This is a genomic window from Stenotrophomonas sp. INTA L402-1 (assembly GCF_059295135.1).
In genome coordinates this window covers 31,668-48,339 of sequence record NZ_JCAFWP010000020.1, presented here as the reverse complement: position 1 = coordinate 48,339, position 16,672 = coordinate 31,668, and the positions used below count along the sequence as shown (strand labels likewise).

Annotated in this window: 14 protein-coding genes; 9 read left to right on the top strand and 5 right to left on the bottom strand. The window is 63.4% G+C overall.

Going from position 1 to position 16,672, the window contains the following annotated elements; genetic code table 11:
* The first annotated feature begins 60 nt into the window (after positions 1 to 60).
* From AC5O77_RS12915 to AC5O77_RS12895, 5 genes are all read left to right on the top strand, one after another.
* Positions 61 to 2,712: a TonB-dependent receptor plug domain-containing protein gene (locus AC5O77_RS12915; RefSeq protein ID WP_494506885.1), complete on the top strand. Its 2,652-nt coding sequence runs from the start codon at positions 61 to 63 to the stop codon at positions 2,710 to 2,712.
* Positions 2,713 to 2,852: 140 nt separating this feature from the next.
* Positions 2,853 to 3,827: a class I SAM-dependent methyltransferase gene (locus tag AC5O77_RS12910; protein WP_478058442.1), complete on the top strand. Its 975-nt coding sequence runs from the start codon at positions 2,853 to 2,855 to the stop codon at positions 3,825 to 3,827.
* Positions 3,820 to 5,721 (top strand): O-linked N-acetylglucosamine transferase, SPINDLY family protein, encoded by a 1,902-nt coding sequence (locus AC5O77_RS12905; RefSeq protein WP_478058440.1) that lies wholly within the window; start codon positions 3,820 to 3,822, stop codon positions 5,719 to 5,721. The genes AC5O77_RS12910 and AC5O77_RS12905 overlap by 8 nt, the downstream gene beginning before the upstream one ends.
* A gap of 6 nt (positions 5,722 to 5,727) precedes the next feature.
* Complete coding sequence (locus AC5O77_RS12900; protein ID WP_478058438.1) at positions 5,728 to 7,017, top strand: putative 2OG-Fe(II) oxygenase; 1,290 nt, start codon at positions 5,728 to 5,730, stop codon at positions 7,015 to 7,017.
* Between the two features lie 32 nt (positions 7,018 to 7,049).
* Positions 7,050 to 7,589: a GNAT family N-acetyltransferase gene (locus AC5O77_RS12895; protein WP_478058436.1), complete on the top strand. Its 540-nt coding sequence runs from the start codon at positions 7,050 to 7,052 to the stop codon at positions 7,587 to 7,589.
* Positions 7,590 to 7,635: 46 nt separating this feature from the next.
* On the opposite strand, the gene AC5O77_RS12890 is transcribed toward AC5O77_RS12895, so the two are convergent.
* The 3 genes from AC5O77_RS12890 to AC5O77_RS12880 form a co-directional block, all read right to left on the bottom strand.
* Positions 7,636 to 8,274 (bottom strand): 2OG-Fe(II) oxygenase family protein, encoded by a 639-nt coding sequence (locus tag AC5O77_RS12890; protein ID WP_478058434.1) that lies wholly within the window; start codon positions 8,272 to 8,274, stop codon positions 7,636 to 7,638.
* Positions 8,275 to 8,308: 34 nt separating this feature from the next.
* Positions 8,309 to 9,628 (bottom strand): hypothetical protein, encoded by a 1,320-nt coding sequence (locus AC5O77_RS12885; RefSeq protein ID WP_478058432.1) that lies wholly within the window; start codon positions 9,626 to 9,628, stop codon positions 8,309 to 8,311.
* A 107-nt stretch (positions 9,629 to 9,735) separates the two neighbouring features.
* Entirely contained in the window at positions 9,736 to 10,338 is a 603-nt protein-coding gene (locus AC5O77_RS12880; protein WP_006464233.1) for a TetR/AcrR family transcriptional regulator, read from the bottom strand.
* A gap of 141 nt (positions 10,339 to 10,479) precedes the next feature.
* Between AC5O77_RS12880 and AC5O77_RS12875 the strand changes: the two genes are divergently transcribed.
* The 4 genes from AC5O77_RS12875 (at position 10,480) to AC5O77_RS12860 (ending at position 14,837) form a co-directional block, all read left to right on the top strand.
* Positions 10,480 to 11,397 carry an alpha/beta fold hydrolase gene (locus tag AC5O77_RS12875; RefSeq protein ID WP_032130065.1) on the top strand — a complete coding sequence of 306 codons (918 nt, stop codon included), beginning with the start codon at positions 10,480 to 10,482 and terminating at the stop codon, positions 11,395 to 11,397.
* On the top strand, positions 11,394 to 13,871 hold the full coding sequence (locus AC5O77_RS12870; RefSeq protein ID WP_071228206.1) for an acyl-CoA dehydrogenase: 2,478 nt from the start codon (positions 11,394 to 11,396) through the stop codon (positions 13,869 to 13,871). The genes AC5O77_RS12875 and AC5O77_RS12870 overlap by 4 nt, the downstream gene beginning before the upstream one ends.
* Positions 13,872 to 13,946: 75 nt before the next feature.
* Complete coding sequence (locus AC5O77_RS12865) at positions 13,947 to 14,426, top strand: hotdog fold domain-containing protein (RefSeq protein WP_032130063.1); 480 nt, start codon at positions 13,947 to 13,949, stop codon at positions 14,424 to 14,426.
* Positions 14,427 to 14,432: 6 nt separating this feature from the next.
* Complete coding sequence (locus AC5O77_RS12860; RefSeq protein WP_132810635.1) at positions 14,433 to 14,837, top strand: hypothetical protein; 405 nt, start codon at positions 14,433 to 14,435, stop codon at positions 14,835 to 14,837.
* Positions 14,838 to 14,866: 29 nt separating this feature from the next.
* Here AC5O77_RS12860 and AC5O77_RS12855 read toward each other — a convergent pair whose 3' ends face one another.
* Positions 14,867 to 15,214, bottom strand: coding sequence for a DUF1304 domain-containing protein (locus AC5O77_RS12855; RefSeq protein ID WP_285303389.1), 348 nt, complete (start codon positions 15,212 to 15,214; stop codon positions 14,867 to 14,869).
* 30 nt (positions 15,215 to 15,244) lie between these two features.
* The gene (locus AC5O77_RS12850) at positions 15,245 to 16,573 is read right to left on the bottom strand and encodes an NTP/NDP exchange transporter (RefSeq protein WP_478058427.1); all 1,329 of its coding nucleotides are present in this window, start codon (positions 16,571 to 16,573) and stop codon (positions 15,245 to 15,247) included.
* Between the last annotated feature and the right edge of the window lie 99 nt (positions 16,574 to 16,672).

Sequence of the window (16,672 nt, the reverse complement as noted above, 5' to 3'; positions counted from 1 at the left end):
CTTTCGCCTCCCGCGTGAAGCACTCAGCAGCACCACCAAGAATCCTTGGAGAGAGAGCCAATGAACAGCAAGACCAGCAAGCTGCGCGATGCAGTTGTCCTCGCGTTGATCGCAAGTGCCGGTACGGCGGCTACCGCCAGTGCCCAGGAAGGGAAGTCGGGGCAGGCGGGTACGACCCAGCTCGACCGTATCGAAGTGACCGGTTCGCGCATCAAGCGCACGGATGTTGAAGGCCCCAGCCCGGTCAGCGTGATTTCCCGCCAGGACATCGAAACCTCTGGCGAAATCTCGGTCGCGGACTTCCTCCGCAACAACATCTACAACTCGTTCGGTTCCACCCGTGAGTCGTCGGGCTCGGCAACCGGTTCCGCAGCCACCATCAGCCTGCGCGGCCTCGGCTCTGAGTACACGCTGGTCCTGCTGGACGGCCGTCGCATGACGTCCTCGCCGACCCTCGGTGGCGGTGCGCAGAACATCAACCTGATTCCGACGGCCGCCGTCGAGCGCATTGAAATCCTGCGCGAAGGCGCAGGTGCAGTGTACGGTTCGGATGCCATCGGCGGCGTGGTCAACGTGATCCTGCGTAAGGATTATGAAGGCCTGGGCTTCAGCGTCGGCTATGAAAATCCTGAAATCGGCCCGGCCGGTCGCACCGGCAGCCTGTCCGGTGGCATCAGCTCCGACCGTGGCAACCTGACGTTCGTGATCGACCATCAGGAACGCGAGTTGATGTACAACCGTGACATCAAGAAATATGTCACTGATGCAGGGCTGACCTGGGGCCTCAGCCCGTACAACTCGAGCGCGACCTTCTCCGGCGCCCGCACCGGCAGCGCCAGCGTCGCCAACTGCGACACCTTCGAGAACAGCGTCCGCATCAGCCCGACCCGCTGCGGCTTCGACCACGGCGCGACCTCGGCCAACGAAGCCTCGATGTCGCGTGACTCCCTGCTGCTGAACGGCAACTACCAGCTGACCGACAACACCTCGTTCTTCTTCCGTGCAATTGCGTCGGATACCAAGAGCGTTGGCGTTTATGCGTCGGCCCCGGTCGACAACGCCGGCGGCGGCCGTCCGCTGACCATCGCAGCCAACAATCCATTCAATCCGTTTGGCGAGGACGGCGTCCTGTCCTACCGGTTCACCCCGCTGGGTACCCGTGATGCCGTCCGTCGCGATACCTATCGCGATTTCAACTTCGGCCTGCGCGGTACGCTGGACCTGTTCGGCGGCGCCGACTGGGAAGTCGGTGTTGGCCATGGCCGTGTCCGCCAGAGCTCGGTGAACTACAACTACGGCATCGGCAGCATCCTGCAGGACATGGTTGATTCGGGCGAGTACAACCCGTTCGATCCCACCCATCCGAGCGTGGCCGCTGCGGCTCCGAAGATCGCACACACCGTGTACGTGGAATCGGAACAGCGCACGGTCTCGGCCGACGGCAACATCTCCTTCGACCTGTTCCAGATGCCGGCGGGCGCCGTCAGCTTCGTGACCGGCTTCGAGTACCGCGATGACCGCCTGTCCATGGCCTACGACGCACAGAGCGCCGCAGGCAACGTGTTCGGCTCGGCAGGTGCAGGCACGGGTGGTGAGCGCTCCTACTACGCAGGCTACTTCGAAACCCTGATCCCGCTGTTCAGCAGCCTGACCGCCACTGTGGCGGGCCGCTATGACAGCTACAACGATCTGGGCAGCAAGTTCTCGCCGCGCGTATCGCTGGAGTTCCGTCCGATCGACTCGCTGCTGGTACGTGGCTCCTGGGGTAAGGGCTTCCGTGCTCCGACCCTGGATGACATGTACGGCTCCAACTCCACGACCAACCTGAACAGCCCGGTGCTGAGTGCCATCGGCCACAACGGCGGCGACGAACTGGCATGCAAGGCCTTGTCCGCCGTCCGCGCTTCGACCGGCAATACCGGTTACCAGCCGTACCCGGTTGATCCCTGCAGCACCAGCAGCCAGTATCAGTGGCTGGTTTCCTCGAACCGCAACCTGAAGCCCGAGGAATCGAAGAACTGGAACGTCGGCTTCGTGTTTAGCCCGACCGAAGCGCTGTCGATGGCTGTCGACTACTACGATGTGCAGATCGACAACGTGATCACTTCGGTGCCGCGTCCGCTGGCATGGCGCTACGGTGACGCAGGTCAGACCGGCTATGGCGTTGACCGCGGTCCGGACATCACCGCACCGAATGGCGCAGTTCTGCCAGGCATCCCGTTCCAGATCAAGCTGCCGATCGACAACGGTGCTTCCAAGAAGGTCCGTGGTATCGACGCCGAGTTGAACTTCCGCCAGAGTCTGGGCACCTACGGGGACCTGATGGCAAGGCTGAACTGGGCCCACCAGATCGAATTCACCGAAACCTCGATCATCAACGACAAGGTTGAACTGCTGGGCACCGGCGGCTATCCGAAGGATCGCGCGCAGTTCACCCTGGGCTGGAGCTACGGCGACGTCAGCATTGCGGCAATCACCAACTACATCGGCAAGAGCGGTTCGGAAGACACGCGCCTGCCGAGCTGGATCACCAATGATCTGCAGTTGACCTGGAACGCGCCGTGGAAGGGCAAGGTGACCCTGGGCGTCCGCAACGTCGGCAACAAGCTGCCGCCGTTCAACGACGCACTGAACTCCTTCCCGTACTACGACAACAGCCTGTACAACATCTGGGGTCGTACCCCGTACATGCGTTACGAACAGAACTTCTGATCCACGCCTGTCAGCAGTAATGCAGCGACCCGCTTGTGCGGGTCGCTGCTTTTGGGCAGTCTTGCAACTGCGTCAACTCCCCATGAGGGGCATAACCTGTGCACCGGGCCCCGCCGACAATGCATGACGGAAGCGCCACAATGAGCGCAGATCCCCCCTCCCTCTCGCAGGCAGCGCACTGGACCCAGCTCTGGCGCACCGGCGTGCTTCATTCGTGCAGTCACGGCATCGAAGGAAACTACGATGGCGAGCTGCGTCTCTTCTGGGAGCGCAACGCCGCGGTTCTACCACAAGGCGCGCGGGTGCTGGACGTGGGCACCGGCAACGGCGCCATCGCCCTCTTGATCCATCGGTTCCGCCCCGATCTTCAAGTGGTGGGCACCGACCTGGCCGATGTCGACCCTCGCTCGAATGTCGCCAATGGCACGGAGCTTTTCTCCGAAATCACCTTCCTGCCTCGTACGCCGATGCACGCCATTCCACTGGCAGACGGTAGCGTAGACCTTCTGGCATCTCAGTATGCATTCGAATATGCAGCGCAGGGCCCAGCACTTCAGGAGTTTTCCCGGTTGATCGGGCCGGGAGGGCGAATCGCGTGGATCCTGCACAGCACGAACAGCGAAATCGCGCGCATCTCAGCGCGCCAAGCCCAGGCCATCACCGATGTACTTCGGAACGATGGCATCTTCGATCGGGCTGAACAGGTGATCAAGGAACTGCACTTGGCCAAGGCCCGCGGCCCCTCCTCCCTTTCGGGGAACGAAGCTGCGGAGCGATCCCGCCTAGCCTTCAACGAGGCAGCAGGCGCACTTGTCGAGCGTACCCTGGCGGAGCGGGATCTGCCGGTCCTGGGCAGGAGCGTAGGCATTCTGCAAGACGCGTTGGGCCCCGCCGCGCAGGATCCATCGACCGCGCTGCGGCGCCTTCAGAGTGGTCGTGCCGTGCTTGCAGAGGAAGCCGCCCGCCTGCAGGAGCTCATGCGGGCGACCCGAAGCGAGGACGAGATGAAGTGTCTGGCGGAAGCATTGCATGCCCATGGCATGCATTCAGGATTTGAACCTCTGATGTATCGCGGGGTGAACATGGGCTGGGCCCTGGAGGCAGTGCGTGAATGAGGCCGCAGAGGCGCGCCGGTATCACCATGCGGCTCGGCTGGATGACGCCCTCCCACACTACAAGCAAGCACTGCTGCTGGATCCGACTGACGATGTTCTTCGCTACGACACAGCGCTTTGCATGATGCAACTCGGCCACGCAGAAGAGGCCACAGTACTGTTCCAGCAGATCCATCCCGCATCCATCGCCTGGCAACCGGCACGCGCCCCTCTTGCGATCTGTCTGCGCGACAGCCATCGTGCAGAAGAGGCGCTTGAACCCGCACGCCAGGCGATCACGACGGCAGAGCCACAAGCGTGGCAATGGATGCTGCTTGGTGACCTGCAGCAACGCACAGGCCAACAAATGGCTGCTGTCGGCAGCCTGCAACGCGCGCTCGCCCTGGATCCCACCCTTCTTGAGGCCCATCACCTGCTGGGTCTCGCCCTGCAGGAAGCGGACAGGTACGAGGAGGCGATCACCAGTTATGAAGTTGTAGCCGCCCAACTTCCCATGGAGCTCATCAACATCGCTCAGTGCCTTCAGCACCTCGGCCGATGGGAATCCGCACGTGACGCACTGGCGCAGCTTCACACGCTGCAGCCAGCACGTGTGGACGTAATGTGCTGGCTCGCGCATGTCCATGCACAGCTGTGCGAATTCGATGCGATGGACCGGATCGTTGCGCGGCTCATCGCACAGTTGCGTGTGGCCGCGCCCACAGCCGACGACATACCGCAACCATTCACCTTCGCGACGCTGCCATTGAGCAACGACCTGCACCGGCAGCTGCTGGATCATGCGGCCGAATCGATCCAGGCAGGCCGGCAACCGTTGGTACGGGCGGCTACCCGTCGGGGCGGCCGTCCAAGAATCGGCTACCTTTCCAATGACCTGCGCCACCACACCGTGGGCACCCTGTTGCACGGATTCTTCGCAGCCCATGATCGAAGCCGCTTCGAAGTGCATGTGTACGATTCCGGCCGCCAGCCGGCGTCCATCAACGACGCAGAACACATCGAGCACGTTGGCGCACTGAGCGACGCTGAACTGGCGAGGCGCCTGCACGAAGCGGATCTGGATATTCTCATAGATCTCAATGGCCCAACGTACGGAAGTCGGTCCGGAGCCCTGGCGTATCGACCGGCGCGCATGCAACTGGGATGGCTGGGCTACCTCTCCGGACAACAATCGCCGTGGCTTGATGGCGTCATCCTCGACCACAGCCTGGCACCGGCGGACACCCCGTGGCCATTCTCCGACCGGGTACTTCGCCTGGCTGGCAGCGTATTTCCCGCAGCAGAGCCCCGCTCTCCGCCTGGGCGAGACCGTGCGCGCTGGAAGCTCCCCCACGCATCACCGGTAGCAGCCAGCTTCAACAGCAGCCACAAACTGAGCAGGTCGCTGCTGCAATGCTGGACGCAAATCCTGCGCGAGGTACCCGATGCGCTCTTGCTGGTCTGCTTGGCACCACAGGCACACCGCGGTTTTCTGCAGTCGTGGGACCTTCTCGGGGGTGAACGCGACCGACTTCGCCTGCTATCACCGATGCCGGCCGAGCAATACCTGGACTGTATGGCATCATGCGATCTGTTCCTTGATGCATTCAACTACCAGGCCGGTGCGACCGCGATTGATGCAGCATTGGCAGGGTTGCCACTGCTGACCTGCCCCGGGGAGCTACCGCTTGCACGGCTGGGGAGCAGTGTGAACAGGCAGCTGGGAATGCCTGACCTGATCTGCAACGGACGGCATGATTATGTGAAGCGCGCCGTGACGCTGCTCCGCAACCCGGCTGTGCTCGCAGAACTCCGCCAGCGGGTCACCGTCCGAAACAAAGACAGCGCGTTGCATTCGGCAGCACGAGCGGCTACCGATCTTCAAGCGCTTTATCAAGGCCTGCTGGGGGAGTGAACACCCATGGAGACACTGGACCATATCCCTGATGTGGGACTTGAGCGTGAGATCGCCATGTTGTTTCTATCCGGCGAGAAGGACCGCGCGCTGCTCCGCCTGCAGGATGACCAGCTTGCGCAAACCCATCCCAGACTGGCATTCCAGCTGGCTCTGCTTCTGATCGAAATCGGCGACTGGAAACGAGCGAAGCAACAGCTTGATCGGGTAATCAGCCTTGAGCCGCGCTTTCTGCCAGCACTGCGACGTCGCGCAGCGCTGCTGGCCCGTGATGACGATCTCACCGCAGCAGAGGAAGACTTCCAGCGCATCGTGAAGATCGCGCCAGATGAAACGTCGGCTGTCGCCAACATCGGTGTTATTCTGTTGCGGCGCGGCAACCACGCGGTTGCATTGCCTTGGCTGCAACGGGCTGCAACTCAGTCGCCTGCTGACGCTCGCATCCAGCACAGCCTGGCCAACGCCCTCAGCGGAGCCGGTCAGCATGCCCTGGCACTGGATCTGTTCCAACGGCTTGCGCAGGTTTCTCCCGGTAACATCGATCTGGTCGCAGACCAGGCCACGGCGCTGCTGCGCGGCGGTGATGCGGCGTCGGCCCACGCACGTTTTCTGACCCTTCTTTCAGAACATCCCGACGATCAGCGCTGCTGGGCCGGGCGCTATCTGTCCGCATGCGCCCTGAAGCTACCGGAAGCCCGCATGTTGATGGACTACCCGCTCCTGCTACGGCGGATCAGGACTGATCTGGACACCGATGCGTTGATCGACGCAGTGCTGCAGTTGCCGTCATTGCGCTGGGAGCCTGCGGGCAAAACCACTCTTGGCGGCCTTCAAAGCGCGATGCTCGACCTGGCACCGCCAAGTCCATTCCACGGGTTCGGCCAGCAGGTGAGCAACGCACTCCACGATCATCTGCTGCAGTTGCACGGCAGCCTGTCCGACGCCCCCACCGACGCCTGGCGACTGAGCCTGCCCTCACGATGGACGCTGCAGGCCTGGGCAACGGTGCTGCATGGCGATGGAGGACACCAGGATCCACACCTGCATCCTGCCGGACGCATCAGCGGGGTGCTTTACCTCGATGCCGGCAACTCTGCAGAGGGAGACGGCGATCTCGTGTTTGGCCACGCCCCCAGGGACATCGACACAGCAGGCGAACCGCATGCTCATCGTCATGTGGCTCGCAGCGGCGAAATGCTGATTTTTCCCTCCTGGTTCCTCCATCACACAACGCCTTACCACGGAACGCGGCCGCGCATCAGTCTGGCATTCGACCTGCTGCCAGCATCGCCGTGAACAAATCCCCCCCATTCGCTGGAGCAATTCACATGGAACGTCGAATAGTTACGGAACGCCTCATTCTGCAGCCCCACTGCCGGGATGACCTCGATGAATGCGCCAGCATGTGGTCAGACCCGGCGGTTCTGCGCATGATCCGCGACCATCCTTTCAGCCGGCACGAGACCTGGCTTCGCATACTGCGATATGCAGGCCACTGGGCAATGCTCGGATACGGTTACTGGACCATCCGCCATCGCGACAATGATAGATTCTACGGAGAGCTGGGCTTCGCCCTTACCCTGCGTGACCTGCCCGGAGAGGCCGCCGGCCTGCCTGAGTTCGGCTGCACGCTGTCCCGTCGTGGCTGGGGACGCGGCATCGCCCAGGAAGCTACTGACGGCGTGCTGGAATGGATGGATCGCGTCGCCCGGATCGAAGCCACTTCAGCGATTACCGACCTCCGCAACCGATCGGCGCTGGCGTTGGCCAACGCCGTCGGCTACAGCATCGTCGAGGAAATGGATTTTGAGGGCACTCCGTTCGCAGTGCTCACACGCCCCTCAAGACTCACGACGCTCACATCATGATGTGCTTCCTGTGGCGGCGGCAACCGACGCCAGAAGCCGCGTAACGTCAGGCATCCTGCCGACGGTTGGCGCCATCGTGCCGCGAATAGAAATAGACCAGCGCGTTGCGCTCGCCGGCCGTCACCCGTGCGACTTCGTGGCGCAATTTGCAGGTCGTAAGCAAGACCGTTCCGTAGGTCGCCGCATAGGCATGGCGTGTACCGGCGTCGTCATGGACAACGAAATCACCACCTGCGAAGTCGCGCCCCAACTGGATGATCATCGAGTAGTCATAGTCCGGATTGCTGGCAGCATCCAGATGCAGGCCGATGAAGGAACCCGCCGTCATGCGGTTCATCTGTGCGCGGCGGATATGAAAGGCATCCCTTGACTGGAACAGCTCTGCAAGTGCATCGCGGCACTCCTCCCGGTTGAGAATGTCCAGAATCTGATCTGAGTGCGGGCGATTGACCACCTGCGGAACCTCACCCTGCCGATCAACCATGATGCGACGCACGTAGATATCGTGCGTGTCGCCCGCGTCGCCCTGCGTCACGGCTTCTTCAGGCAGCAATGACTGGAGCCTTTCAAGCTCCTTCAATGTCGAAGCATCAAACACAACGCCCATCGGGATCAACGTACTGCCGGTCGTTTTCAACTCATCCGCATAGCGGGAAAGTCCAGAGGCTTCCAATACCGTACTCATGCAGCGTTCTCCTTTCGTTTGGAAAAGCAATCAATCAAGCCAAGGCAGAAAATCTCTCCAGGAATGCACCGCGCTCATCGGCGGTCAGTACCGGTGCCCAGCCGATGCTGGCGCCGCTGCTGGCATTGACGACCCGATTGCCAACCGCTGATCGCACGACGCAACCGCTGGCAGCCCCCTCATGCAAGTACACGCCCACCACTGTGCGATGGGGCGCCAGGCCAAGGTCGCGGTCGTCCAGATGGACCAGCTCGGGAACATCGAGCATCGGCTGCTGGACCCAATCGCCTGCTCCAGATGCGCTCAATCGCCGCGCCAACATGGCAGCGGCGGCGCTACCGGAGGGAACGACATCCTGCCCTCCGTAGCCATACTTTTTCTTGAACACGACGTTGCTGTCGGATTCGTTCAATGCGCTGACATCCTCGGCAGTGACAAAACGAGTAGGCACCACCCAGCGCTGCACCGCTCCCCATTCCATTGGAGTCAGCACCTGCCTGTAGCCTTCATCCCACAGCAATGCCAGCCATGCCTTGCTCATCAGCAGCTCGGCTTCAAGGCCATTGGAGAATCTCGCACCGCTGTCGAGGATGTCCAGGTACACCTCGTGATCAGAAAGCACGTCGTCATAGGTAAAGCGACGATGGACCAGCACCCTGGTCATATCCATGCCTGAACGTCGCGCATCGCGCCAACTACGTTCATCGTGAACCGAAATGTCCAGTCCAGGCAGGCACTGCCGCAGCCATCGCCGGCTGAGATCGCCACTGGGATAACCCATCGCCGAATGCGTGCTCCAGTCGAGCAGATGGAGACTCAGGTAGCCCTCACGCACAATGCTTCGCGCGTACATGTTGGCAAGGTTGTTTACCGGTACCGCCTGGCCACCCTCTGCGTCCCAGCCAAGCACGTCAGCGAACGCTCGATAGTGCTCGAACAATTCGAAGCCACCCACCGCTGCGGAGAAATTGAGCTCGCATATCCGCATGCCATCGGCGCAAGGCAACAGATCGGCACGCATCACCCGATGCTGGCCGCTACGAAGCTGGTCCCAGTCCACCAGAGGCGCCCATGCAGGGTCGACCCCCATCAGCTGCAGAAGGTCACTACGCGCATGTCGGTGCAATGCTTCGTCGACTACGCGCTGCAGTCCGGAAGCAACCAGCTTCAGGCCGTCAACCAATTCCTCGTAGCCCTTGAGATCAAACAACAACGGATGTGCGGACAAGCGCATCCGAGGTGCATTCAAAGCGATCCGGAAGGCCTCAAGGCGCCGCTGTATCTCTGCGTATGCCAAGGTGCCGGGCAACGACTGGAAGGCCGGCAGCGCCTCCTGATTGATTCTGTGGAACATCCCTGTCCTCGCCCGAGATCCATGAAGGCATCCTGAACGTTCCCTCATCCAGCAATTGCTGTCAAGCAGGGCGGCGCGTTACTGCCTGTTGGTGCAGGTGCGCAGCTTCAGCCGTTGGGGATCAGCGTCTCGATGAGATGCTCGACATAGGCCTCGAAATCCTCGCGCGCCTGCTTGGGCTGCTGCAGCTGCAGCGACAGCTGCAGGAAGCCGACATAGGCGGCGTAGGCCAAGCGTGCGCGGTGGCGCGCATCGGTCGAGCTGAGCCCTGCCTGGCGGAACGAGGCGATCAGATAGTCGAGGCGGCGCTGCGACACGCGGTCGATCACCGGACGCACCATCGGATGGTCCAATGCCTTCAGCAGCTCGCTGTAGATGATGTGCGGTTGCACTTCATGCGCCACCATCTGGAACAGCTGGCGCAGGCGCACGCGCGGGTCCGGTACGTCTTCCAGGCTGCCGAACACCTGTTCCTGTTCGAACAGTTCCCAGCGTTCCAGCGCGGCCTGCAGCAAGGCGTCACGCGAGGGGAAATGCCAATAGAAACTGCCCTTGGTCACGCCGAGGCGCCGCGCCAGCGGTTCCACCGCAACGGCGCCTACGCCTTGTTCAGCAATCAGGTCGAGGGCCGCCTGGGCCCAGTCTTCGGCACTCAGGCGGCTGTTGCGGCCGGCGCGCGGTTCGCCGGCGGAAGCGTCAGGTTGATTCATGGGCTGATTTAACCATACGCCGGGGTTCGTTGCAGTACGCCGTTGCGGGCGAAACCGTCAAAGGGCTCTCCCGCAGGGCTGCCGCACCGCACCATACGATGCAGTATTGACTTCCCTCACAAGCGATCCATACTAGCAAGTATGGTTACGTCCCCTACTCCCGCTGCGTTCCATGACCTGCACCTGGAGGCGGCCCATGGTGCCCGCCTCGCCGCCACTGCCAGCGACCACGGTCGTCGTGGCCGGGTGCTGTTCGCGCACGGTTTCGGCCAGACCCGTCACGCCTGGAATGCCACCGCGCGTGCCCTGTCTGCAGCCGGCCTGCAGACGCTGGCTTATGACGCACGTGGTCACGGCGATTCGGACTGGAATGCCGCCGACCTGCCCTATCACGGCGAACAGTTCGCCGATGACCTGATCGTGCTGGCCGGTGAACAGCCGCGCCCGCCGGTGCTGGTTGCGGCCTCGATGGGGGGCCTGTTCGGCCTGCTGGCCGAGTCGCGCTGGCCGGGCCTGTTCTCGGCGATGGTGCTGGTCGACATCACCCCGCGCTGGGATACCGCCGGTGTCGAGCGCATCCTCGCCTTCATGACCGCCCATCCCGACGGCTTCGCCTCGCTGAGCCAGGCCGCCGACGTGATCTCGGCCTACATGCCGCACCGTCCGCGCAAATCCGAGCAGTCGCTGCGCGCGCTGCTGCGCGAAGACGGTCACGGCCGCTGGCGCTGGCACTGGGATCCGCGCCTGGTGGCCGAACTGGCCCGCGACAGCGAACAGCACCAGGACGCACTGGCCGAAGCCGCGCGCCAGGTGAAGTGCCCGCTGCTGCTGGTCAGCGGCGGTCGCAGCGACCTGGTCACGCCGCAGACCGTGGCCGAATTCCTGGCGTTGGCGCCGCACGCGCGTCATGTACAGCTGCCGCAGGCCACGCACATGGTCGCCGGGGATGACAACGACGCCTTTACCGCTACTGTGTTGGACTATCTGGACGTGTTGCCCGCAGCAGACGCTGCGGCTTCGTCCGCCACAAACGAGCACGTCACCGGAGCACGCTCATGAGCATCGTTCTTCCCTTCCTCGCCCTGCTGCTGGCAGGCGCGTTCGTCGCCTACCACCGCATGCGGCTGGTTACCTGGACGCTGATCAGCGTGGCCCTGCTGGCCGCCTGCTGGTTCATTCCCTACGTCAACCAGACCGCCACGATCGTCGCAGCCGCTGTATTGGCCGTCATCGCCGTGCCGCTGCTGCTGCCGTTCATCCGCAAGCCGCTGCTGACCGGCCCGATGATGAAGGTGTTCCGCAAGGTGCTGCCGCCACTGTCGCAGACCGAGCGCATCGCGCTGGAAACCGGCTCGGTCGGTTTCGAGGGTGAACTGTTCACCGGTGATCCGGACTGGAACATCCTGCTCAACTATCCCAAGCCGCAGCTGACCGCCGAAGAACAGGCCTTCCTCGATGGCCCGGTGGAAGAGCTGTGCGCCATGGTCAACGACTGGGAAATCACCCACGTCCACGCCGACCTGCCGCCGGAACTGTGGGCCTTCATCAAGAAGAACAAGTTCTTCGGCATGATCATCCCGAAGGAGTACGGCGGCCTGGGCTTCTCTGCGCTGGCCCACCACAAGGTGATCCAGAAGCTGGCGTCGGTGTCTTCGGTGGTCAGCTCCACCGTCGGCGTGCCCAACTCGCTGGGCCCGGGTGAACTGCTGGTGCATTACGGCACCCAGGAACAGAAGGACCAGTATCTGCCGCGCCTGGCCGATGGCCGCGAAGTGCCGTGCTTCGGCCTGACCGGTCCGTTCGCCGGCTCCGACGCCACCTCGATTCCGGACTACGGCATCGTCTGCAAGGGCGAGTGGAACGGCGAGCAGGTGCTCGGCGTCAAGCTGACCTTCGACAAGCGCTACATCACCCTGGCCCCGGTTGCCTCGCTGATCGGCCTGGCCTTCCGCATGTACGATCCGGATGGCCTCATCGGCGATACCCGCGACATCGGCATCACCCTGGGCCTGCTGCCGCGCGACACCGCCGGTGTTGAAATCGGCCGCCGCCACTTCCCGCTGAACTCGACGTTCCAGAACGGTCCGATCCGCGGCAAGGACGTGTTCATTCCGCTGACCCAGCTGATCGGTGGCGCTGCCATGGCCGGCAAGGGCTGGAACATGCTCAACGAGTGCCTGGCCGTGGGCCGCTCGATCACCCTGCCGTCCACCGCCAGTGGTGGTGCCAAGGCCGGTGCCGCCGTGACCGGCGCCTATGCACGCATCCGCAAGCAGTTTGGCCTGTCGGTCGGCCGCTTCGAAGGCGTGGAAGAAGCGCTGGCCCGCATCGGCGGCAAGGCGTACAAGATCAGCGCACTGTCGCAGGCCACTGCGGCGGCGGTTGACCGTGGTGACGTGCCGTCGGTGCCGTCGGCGATCGCCAAGTACCACTGCACCAACATGAGCCGCGAAGTGATCTCGGACATGATGGACGTGATCGGCGGCAAGGGCATCATCCTGGGGCCGCGCAACTTCGCCGGCCGCAGCTGGCAGGCCGCGCCGATCGCGATCACCGTGGAAGGCGCCAACATCATGACCCGCAGCCTGCTGATCTTCGGCCAGGGTGCGATCCTCTGCCACCCGTGGGTGCTGAAGGAAATGAAGGCTGCGCAGGATCCGGATACCCGTGCCGGTCTGCAGGAGTTCGATCGCAGCCTGTTCGGCCACATCCGCTATGGCCTCTCCAATGCCGTGCGTTCGTTCTGGTTCGGCCTGACCGGTGCACGCTTCGGTGCTGCCCCGGGTGACGCCTACACCCGCCGCTACTTCCGCAAGCTGGACCGTTACTCGGCCAACCTGGCGCTGATGGCCGACATCTCGATGATGACCCTCGGCGGCAAGCTGAAGTTCAAGGAATCGCTGTCCGGCCGCCTGGGCGATGTGCTGAGCCACGTCTACATGACCAGCGCCATGCTCAAGCGCTACCACGACGAAGGCGCACCGCAGGCCGACCAGCCGCTGCTGGCCTGGGCCTTCCATGACAGCGTGCACAAGATCGAAGAATCGCTGTCGGCCGCGCTGCGCAACTTCCCGATCCGTCCGATCGGTTGGCTGATGTGGGCGTTGATCTTCCCGCTGGGCCGTCGTGCCGAGGCCCCCGGCGACCGCCTGAGCCGCCGTGTTGCCGCTCTGCTGATGGCGCCGAACGAAGCCCGCGACCGTCTGGCCAGCGGCGTGTTCCTGACCCCGTGCGAGAACAACCCGGGCGGTCGTATCAACAGCTACCTGAGCAAGGCGATCATGGCCGAGCCGGTGGAGCGCAAGTTCCTGAAGGCGCTGAAGAGCAAGGGCATCGAAGCGCTGGACTTCAAGAGCCAGCTGGACGAGGCCGTGGCCGAAGGCGTGATCACCCAGGACGAGCGCAGCCTGCTGGAAGAACTGCGTACGCTGACCCTGGACACCATCACCGTGGACGACTTCGACACCCACGAACTGCGCGCGGCCAGCTACTACGACCGCCAGCACAAGGACCCGCATTCGCAGGCGGCCTGATCGCCCGCGACACGCGTTGCCACGACGGCGGGCCTCGGCCCGCCGTCGCTTTATCCGCCGACCGGAACATCAACCATGTCCACGCCCCTGCTCTCGCTTTACCACCGCCTGCAGCGCTGGCCTGCCGGCAACTGGCTGTTCTCACGCGCGGTGTGCTTCAAGGCGCCCTACTTCGCCAGCATCGCGCCCACCATCACCGCACTGGAGCCAGGCCGCTGCGAAGGCGTGATCCGCCAGCACCGCCGCATCAACAACCACATTGGCACGGTACATGCGATCGCGATGTGCAACCTGGCCGAGCTGGTCGGCGGGGTGATGGTGGACGCCAGCCTGCCGCCAGACATGCGCTGGATCCCCAAGGGCATGGAAGTGAAATACCAGGCCAAGGCCTTGGGCACGTTGAAGGCCGTGGCGACGCCCATGTTGTCCATCGTCAGTGCTGCGGACGGCTACGACCTGCCCGTGAAGGTCAGTGTGACCGATGCGGCAGGGACCGAGGTGTTCCATGCGACCATCGCAATGTGGGTATCGCCGCGCCCTCCGCGCACAGGCTGATCAACCATGACGACCGCTGAACTGCTTGTGCGCCTGGCAGGCATTCACAGCCTGGGGTTTGCCGCCTTCCATCTGGCGTTCTGGCGGCTGTTCGGCTGGAAACGCGAGCTCGCCCAGCTCGGCACGGTCAACCGCGCGATCATGCAGATCCTCAATCTGCGCGTGATCTATGTGTTCCTGGGAATGGGGCTGATCGCGCTGATCTTTGCCCCGGACCTGGTCGACACTCGTCTGGGGTTGGTCCTGCTGGGTTTCATGGCGGTGTTCTGGGTGGGCCGCGCGCTTGAACAATTCGTCTTCCTGCGCATCAACGACTGGCGCATACACCTGCTGACGGGCCTGTTCGTGCTGGGTGCGGCGCTGCATGCCGTGCCAATGTGGCTGGGCTTCATGCGCGCCATCAGCCGCTGAGCGGCGGCGCCTGCCAGCACGCGCCCACGTCAGAGCGCTCGCGACACCAGCGCCAGAATGGCCGGTACGGCCTGGATCATGAAAATGCGCCGGCTCACGCTGTACGCGCCATAGCACCCGGCCACCACCACGCAGGCCAGCGAGAACGTCACCAGCACCGGCTGATCGATCACCAGCCCCACCACGATGCCCGCCGCCAGGAAGCCGTTGTACAGGCCCTGGTTGGCCGCCAGCACGCGCGTGGTCTCTGCCTTCTCGGGCGTGTTGCGGAAGGTCTTCAGGCCCAGCGGGCGCGTCCACAGGAACATTTCCAGCACCAGGAAGTACAGGTGCAGCACCGCGACCAGCACGGTCAGCAGCAGCGCGATCAGCGACATCGTTTCTCTCCTCGAAATGACTGGACGGGATCAGCGGTCGCGCGGCAGCTTCTTTTCTTCGCGCAGCACACCGAATGCGGCAGCGGTCATGCACGCGGCAGCCACCACGCCACCGATGAACACTACATGTGAACCAAACAGCGACAAGCCCTTGTGCACCCAGGTGAAGCTCAGGTCGGCACCACGGTAGACCACCGTGTCGATGGCCGCACCGGCCTTGTAGCGCCATTGGCGGTCCACCCGGGTGTAGATGGTTTCGCGTGCCGGCTTGAAGAGCGAGAATTCACTGGCGCGGGTCAGCACCTGCACCACCGCCACCATCATCGGCAGCGGCGATGCGGCCAGCACCGAGAAGCCGATCAGGATGGCGAACGCGGGAATCAGCAGGGCCGGGGCTATGCCGTGGCGCGACAACAGCCAGCGAGTCAGACTCAACTGCAACAGAAGCGTCAGCGCGTTCACCGCCAGGTCGATGCGCGAGAAGAAGGCGGTGCTGGCAGCCGGGTCGTTGAAGGCCGCGCGCACGATGCTGGCCTGCTGGTTGTACAGCAGGGTGCCCACGCCCACGCCGAACACCACCAGCACGGCCAGCCAGCGCAGCAGCGGCTCGCGTGCGATCAGCTTCAGGCCGTCAAGCACGCTGCCGCCCATCGGCTTCTCGCCCGAGACCAGCTGCTGCTCGCGTTCGCGCAGCACCGCCCAATGCCGCAACCGCCAGATGCATAGCAAGCAGACAATCAGGAAACCCGCAGACACCAGCATCAGGTTGGCGATGCCCACACGCTGTGCCAGCGCGCTGGTGATAAGCGGGCCCAGGAACGCGCCGATGGTGCCAGCCGCGCCGATGTAGCCGTAATACGCCCGCGCCTGCGCGTTGGAGAACACGTCGGCCATGAAGCTCCAGAACACCGCCACCGCGAACAGGTTGAACACCATCACCCAGAGGAAGAAGGCCATGCCGCGCCCCGGCACGTTGCTGTCGAACAGTACGTAGAAACCCAGCAAGGTGACGATGAAGAACCCATACACCGCCGGCAGGAACACCCGCCGTGGGAAGCGGCTGACCAGCCAGCCGTACACCGGCTGCAGCACCAGCATGATCACGAACACGCAGGAGAACAGGAACTGCAGGACGAAATCCTTCAGCGCGATGCCATGGCTGGCGAACCAGGCGATCAGCATCGGCGGGAACACCGTTTCCAGGTCGGCCGAGGCGGCCATCGCCTCCCGCACCGGGCGCAGCACGTAGTAGCCACTGAGCAGGCAGAAGAAGTACAGGAACGACCACCACAGCGCCGGCGACTCACGCAGTGCTGCCGTCAGCCCACGCAACGGCCCCTTGCCCTTCACCGCGCTCACGCGGTGTCCCTCGCCAGAAGACGGCGGTTGGACAGCGGCATGGCAGGCTCCGGGGGCGGTGAAGCGCGTACGTTAGCCAATGCACTGCAACATCGCCAG

What these genes read in the sequence shown, in the direction of transcription:
- AC5O77_RS12915 (WP_494506885.1), top strand. Translation starts at nt 61, where the DNA reads ATGAACAGCAAGACCAGCAAGCTGCGCGATGCAGTTGTCCTCGCGTTG.
- AC5O77_RS12895 (WP_478058436.1), top strand. Translation starts at nt 7,050, where the DNA reads ATGGAACGTCGAATAGTTACGGAACGCCTCATTCTGCAGCCCCACTGC.
- AC5O77_RS12885 (WP_478058432.1), bottom strand. Translation starts at nt 9,628, where the DNA reads ATGTTCCACAGAATCAATCAGGAGGCGCTGCCGGCCTTCCAGTCGTTG.
- AC5O77_RS12890 (WP_478058434.1), bottom strand. Translation starts at nt 8,274, where the DNA reads ATGAGTACGGTATTGGAAGCCTCTGGACTTTCCCGCTATGCGGATGAG.
- AC5O77_RS12875 (WP_032130065.1), top strand. Translation starts at nt 10,480, where the DNA reads ATGGTTACGTCCCCTACTCCCGCTGCGTTCCATGACCTGCACCTGGAG.
- AC5O77_RS12865 (WP_032130063.1), top strand. Translation starts at nt 13,947, where the DNA reads ATGTCCACGCCCCTGCTCTCGCTTTACCACCGCCTGCAGCGCTGGCCT.
- AC5O77_RS12855 (WP_285303389.1), bottom strand. Translation starts at nt 15,214, where the DNA reads ATGTCGCTGATCGCGCTGCTGCTGACCGTGCTGGTCGCGGTGCTGCAC.
- AC5O77_RS12910 (WP_478058442.1), top strand. Translation starts at nt 2,853, where the DNA reads ATGAGCGCAGATCCCCCCTCCCTCTCGCAGGCAGCGCACTGGACCCAG.
- AC5O77_RS12880 (WP_006464233.1), bottom strand. Translation starts at nt 10,338, where the DNA reads ATGAATCAACCTGACGCTTCCGCCGGCGAACCGCGCGCCGGCCGCAAC.
- AC5O77_RS12900 (WP_478058438.1), top strand. Translation starts at nt 5,728, where the DNA reads ATGGAGACACTGGACCATATCCCTGATGTGGGACTTGAGCGTGAGATC.
- AC5O77_RS12870 (WP_071228206.1), top strand. Translation starts at nt 11,394, where the DNA reads ATGAGCATCGTTCTTCCCTTCCTCGCCCTGCTGCTGGCAGGCGCGTTC.
- AC5O77_RS12860 (WP_132810635.1), top strand. Translation starts at nt 14,433, where the DNA reads ATGACGACCGCTGAACTGCTTGTGCGCCTGGCAGGCATTCACAGCCTG.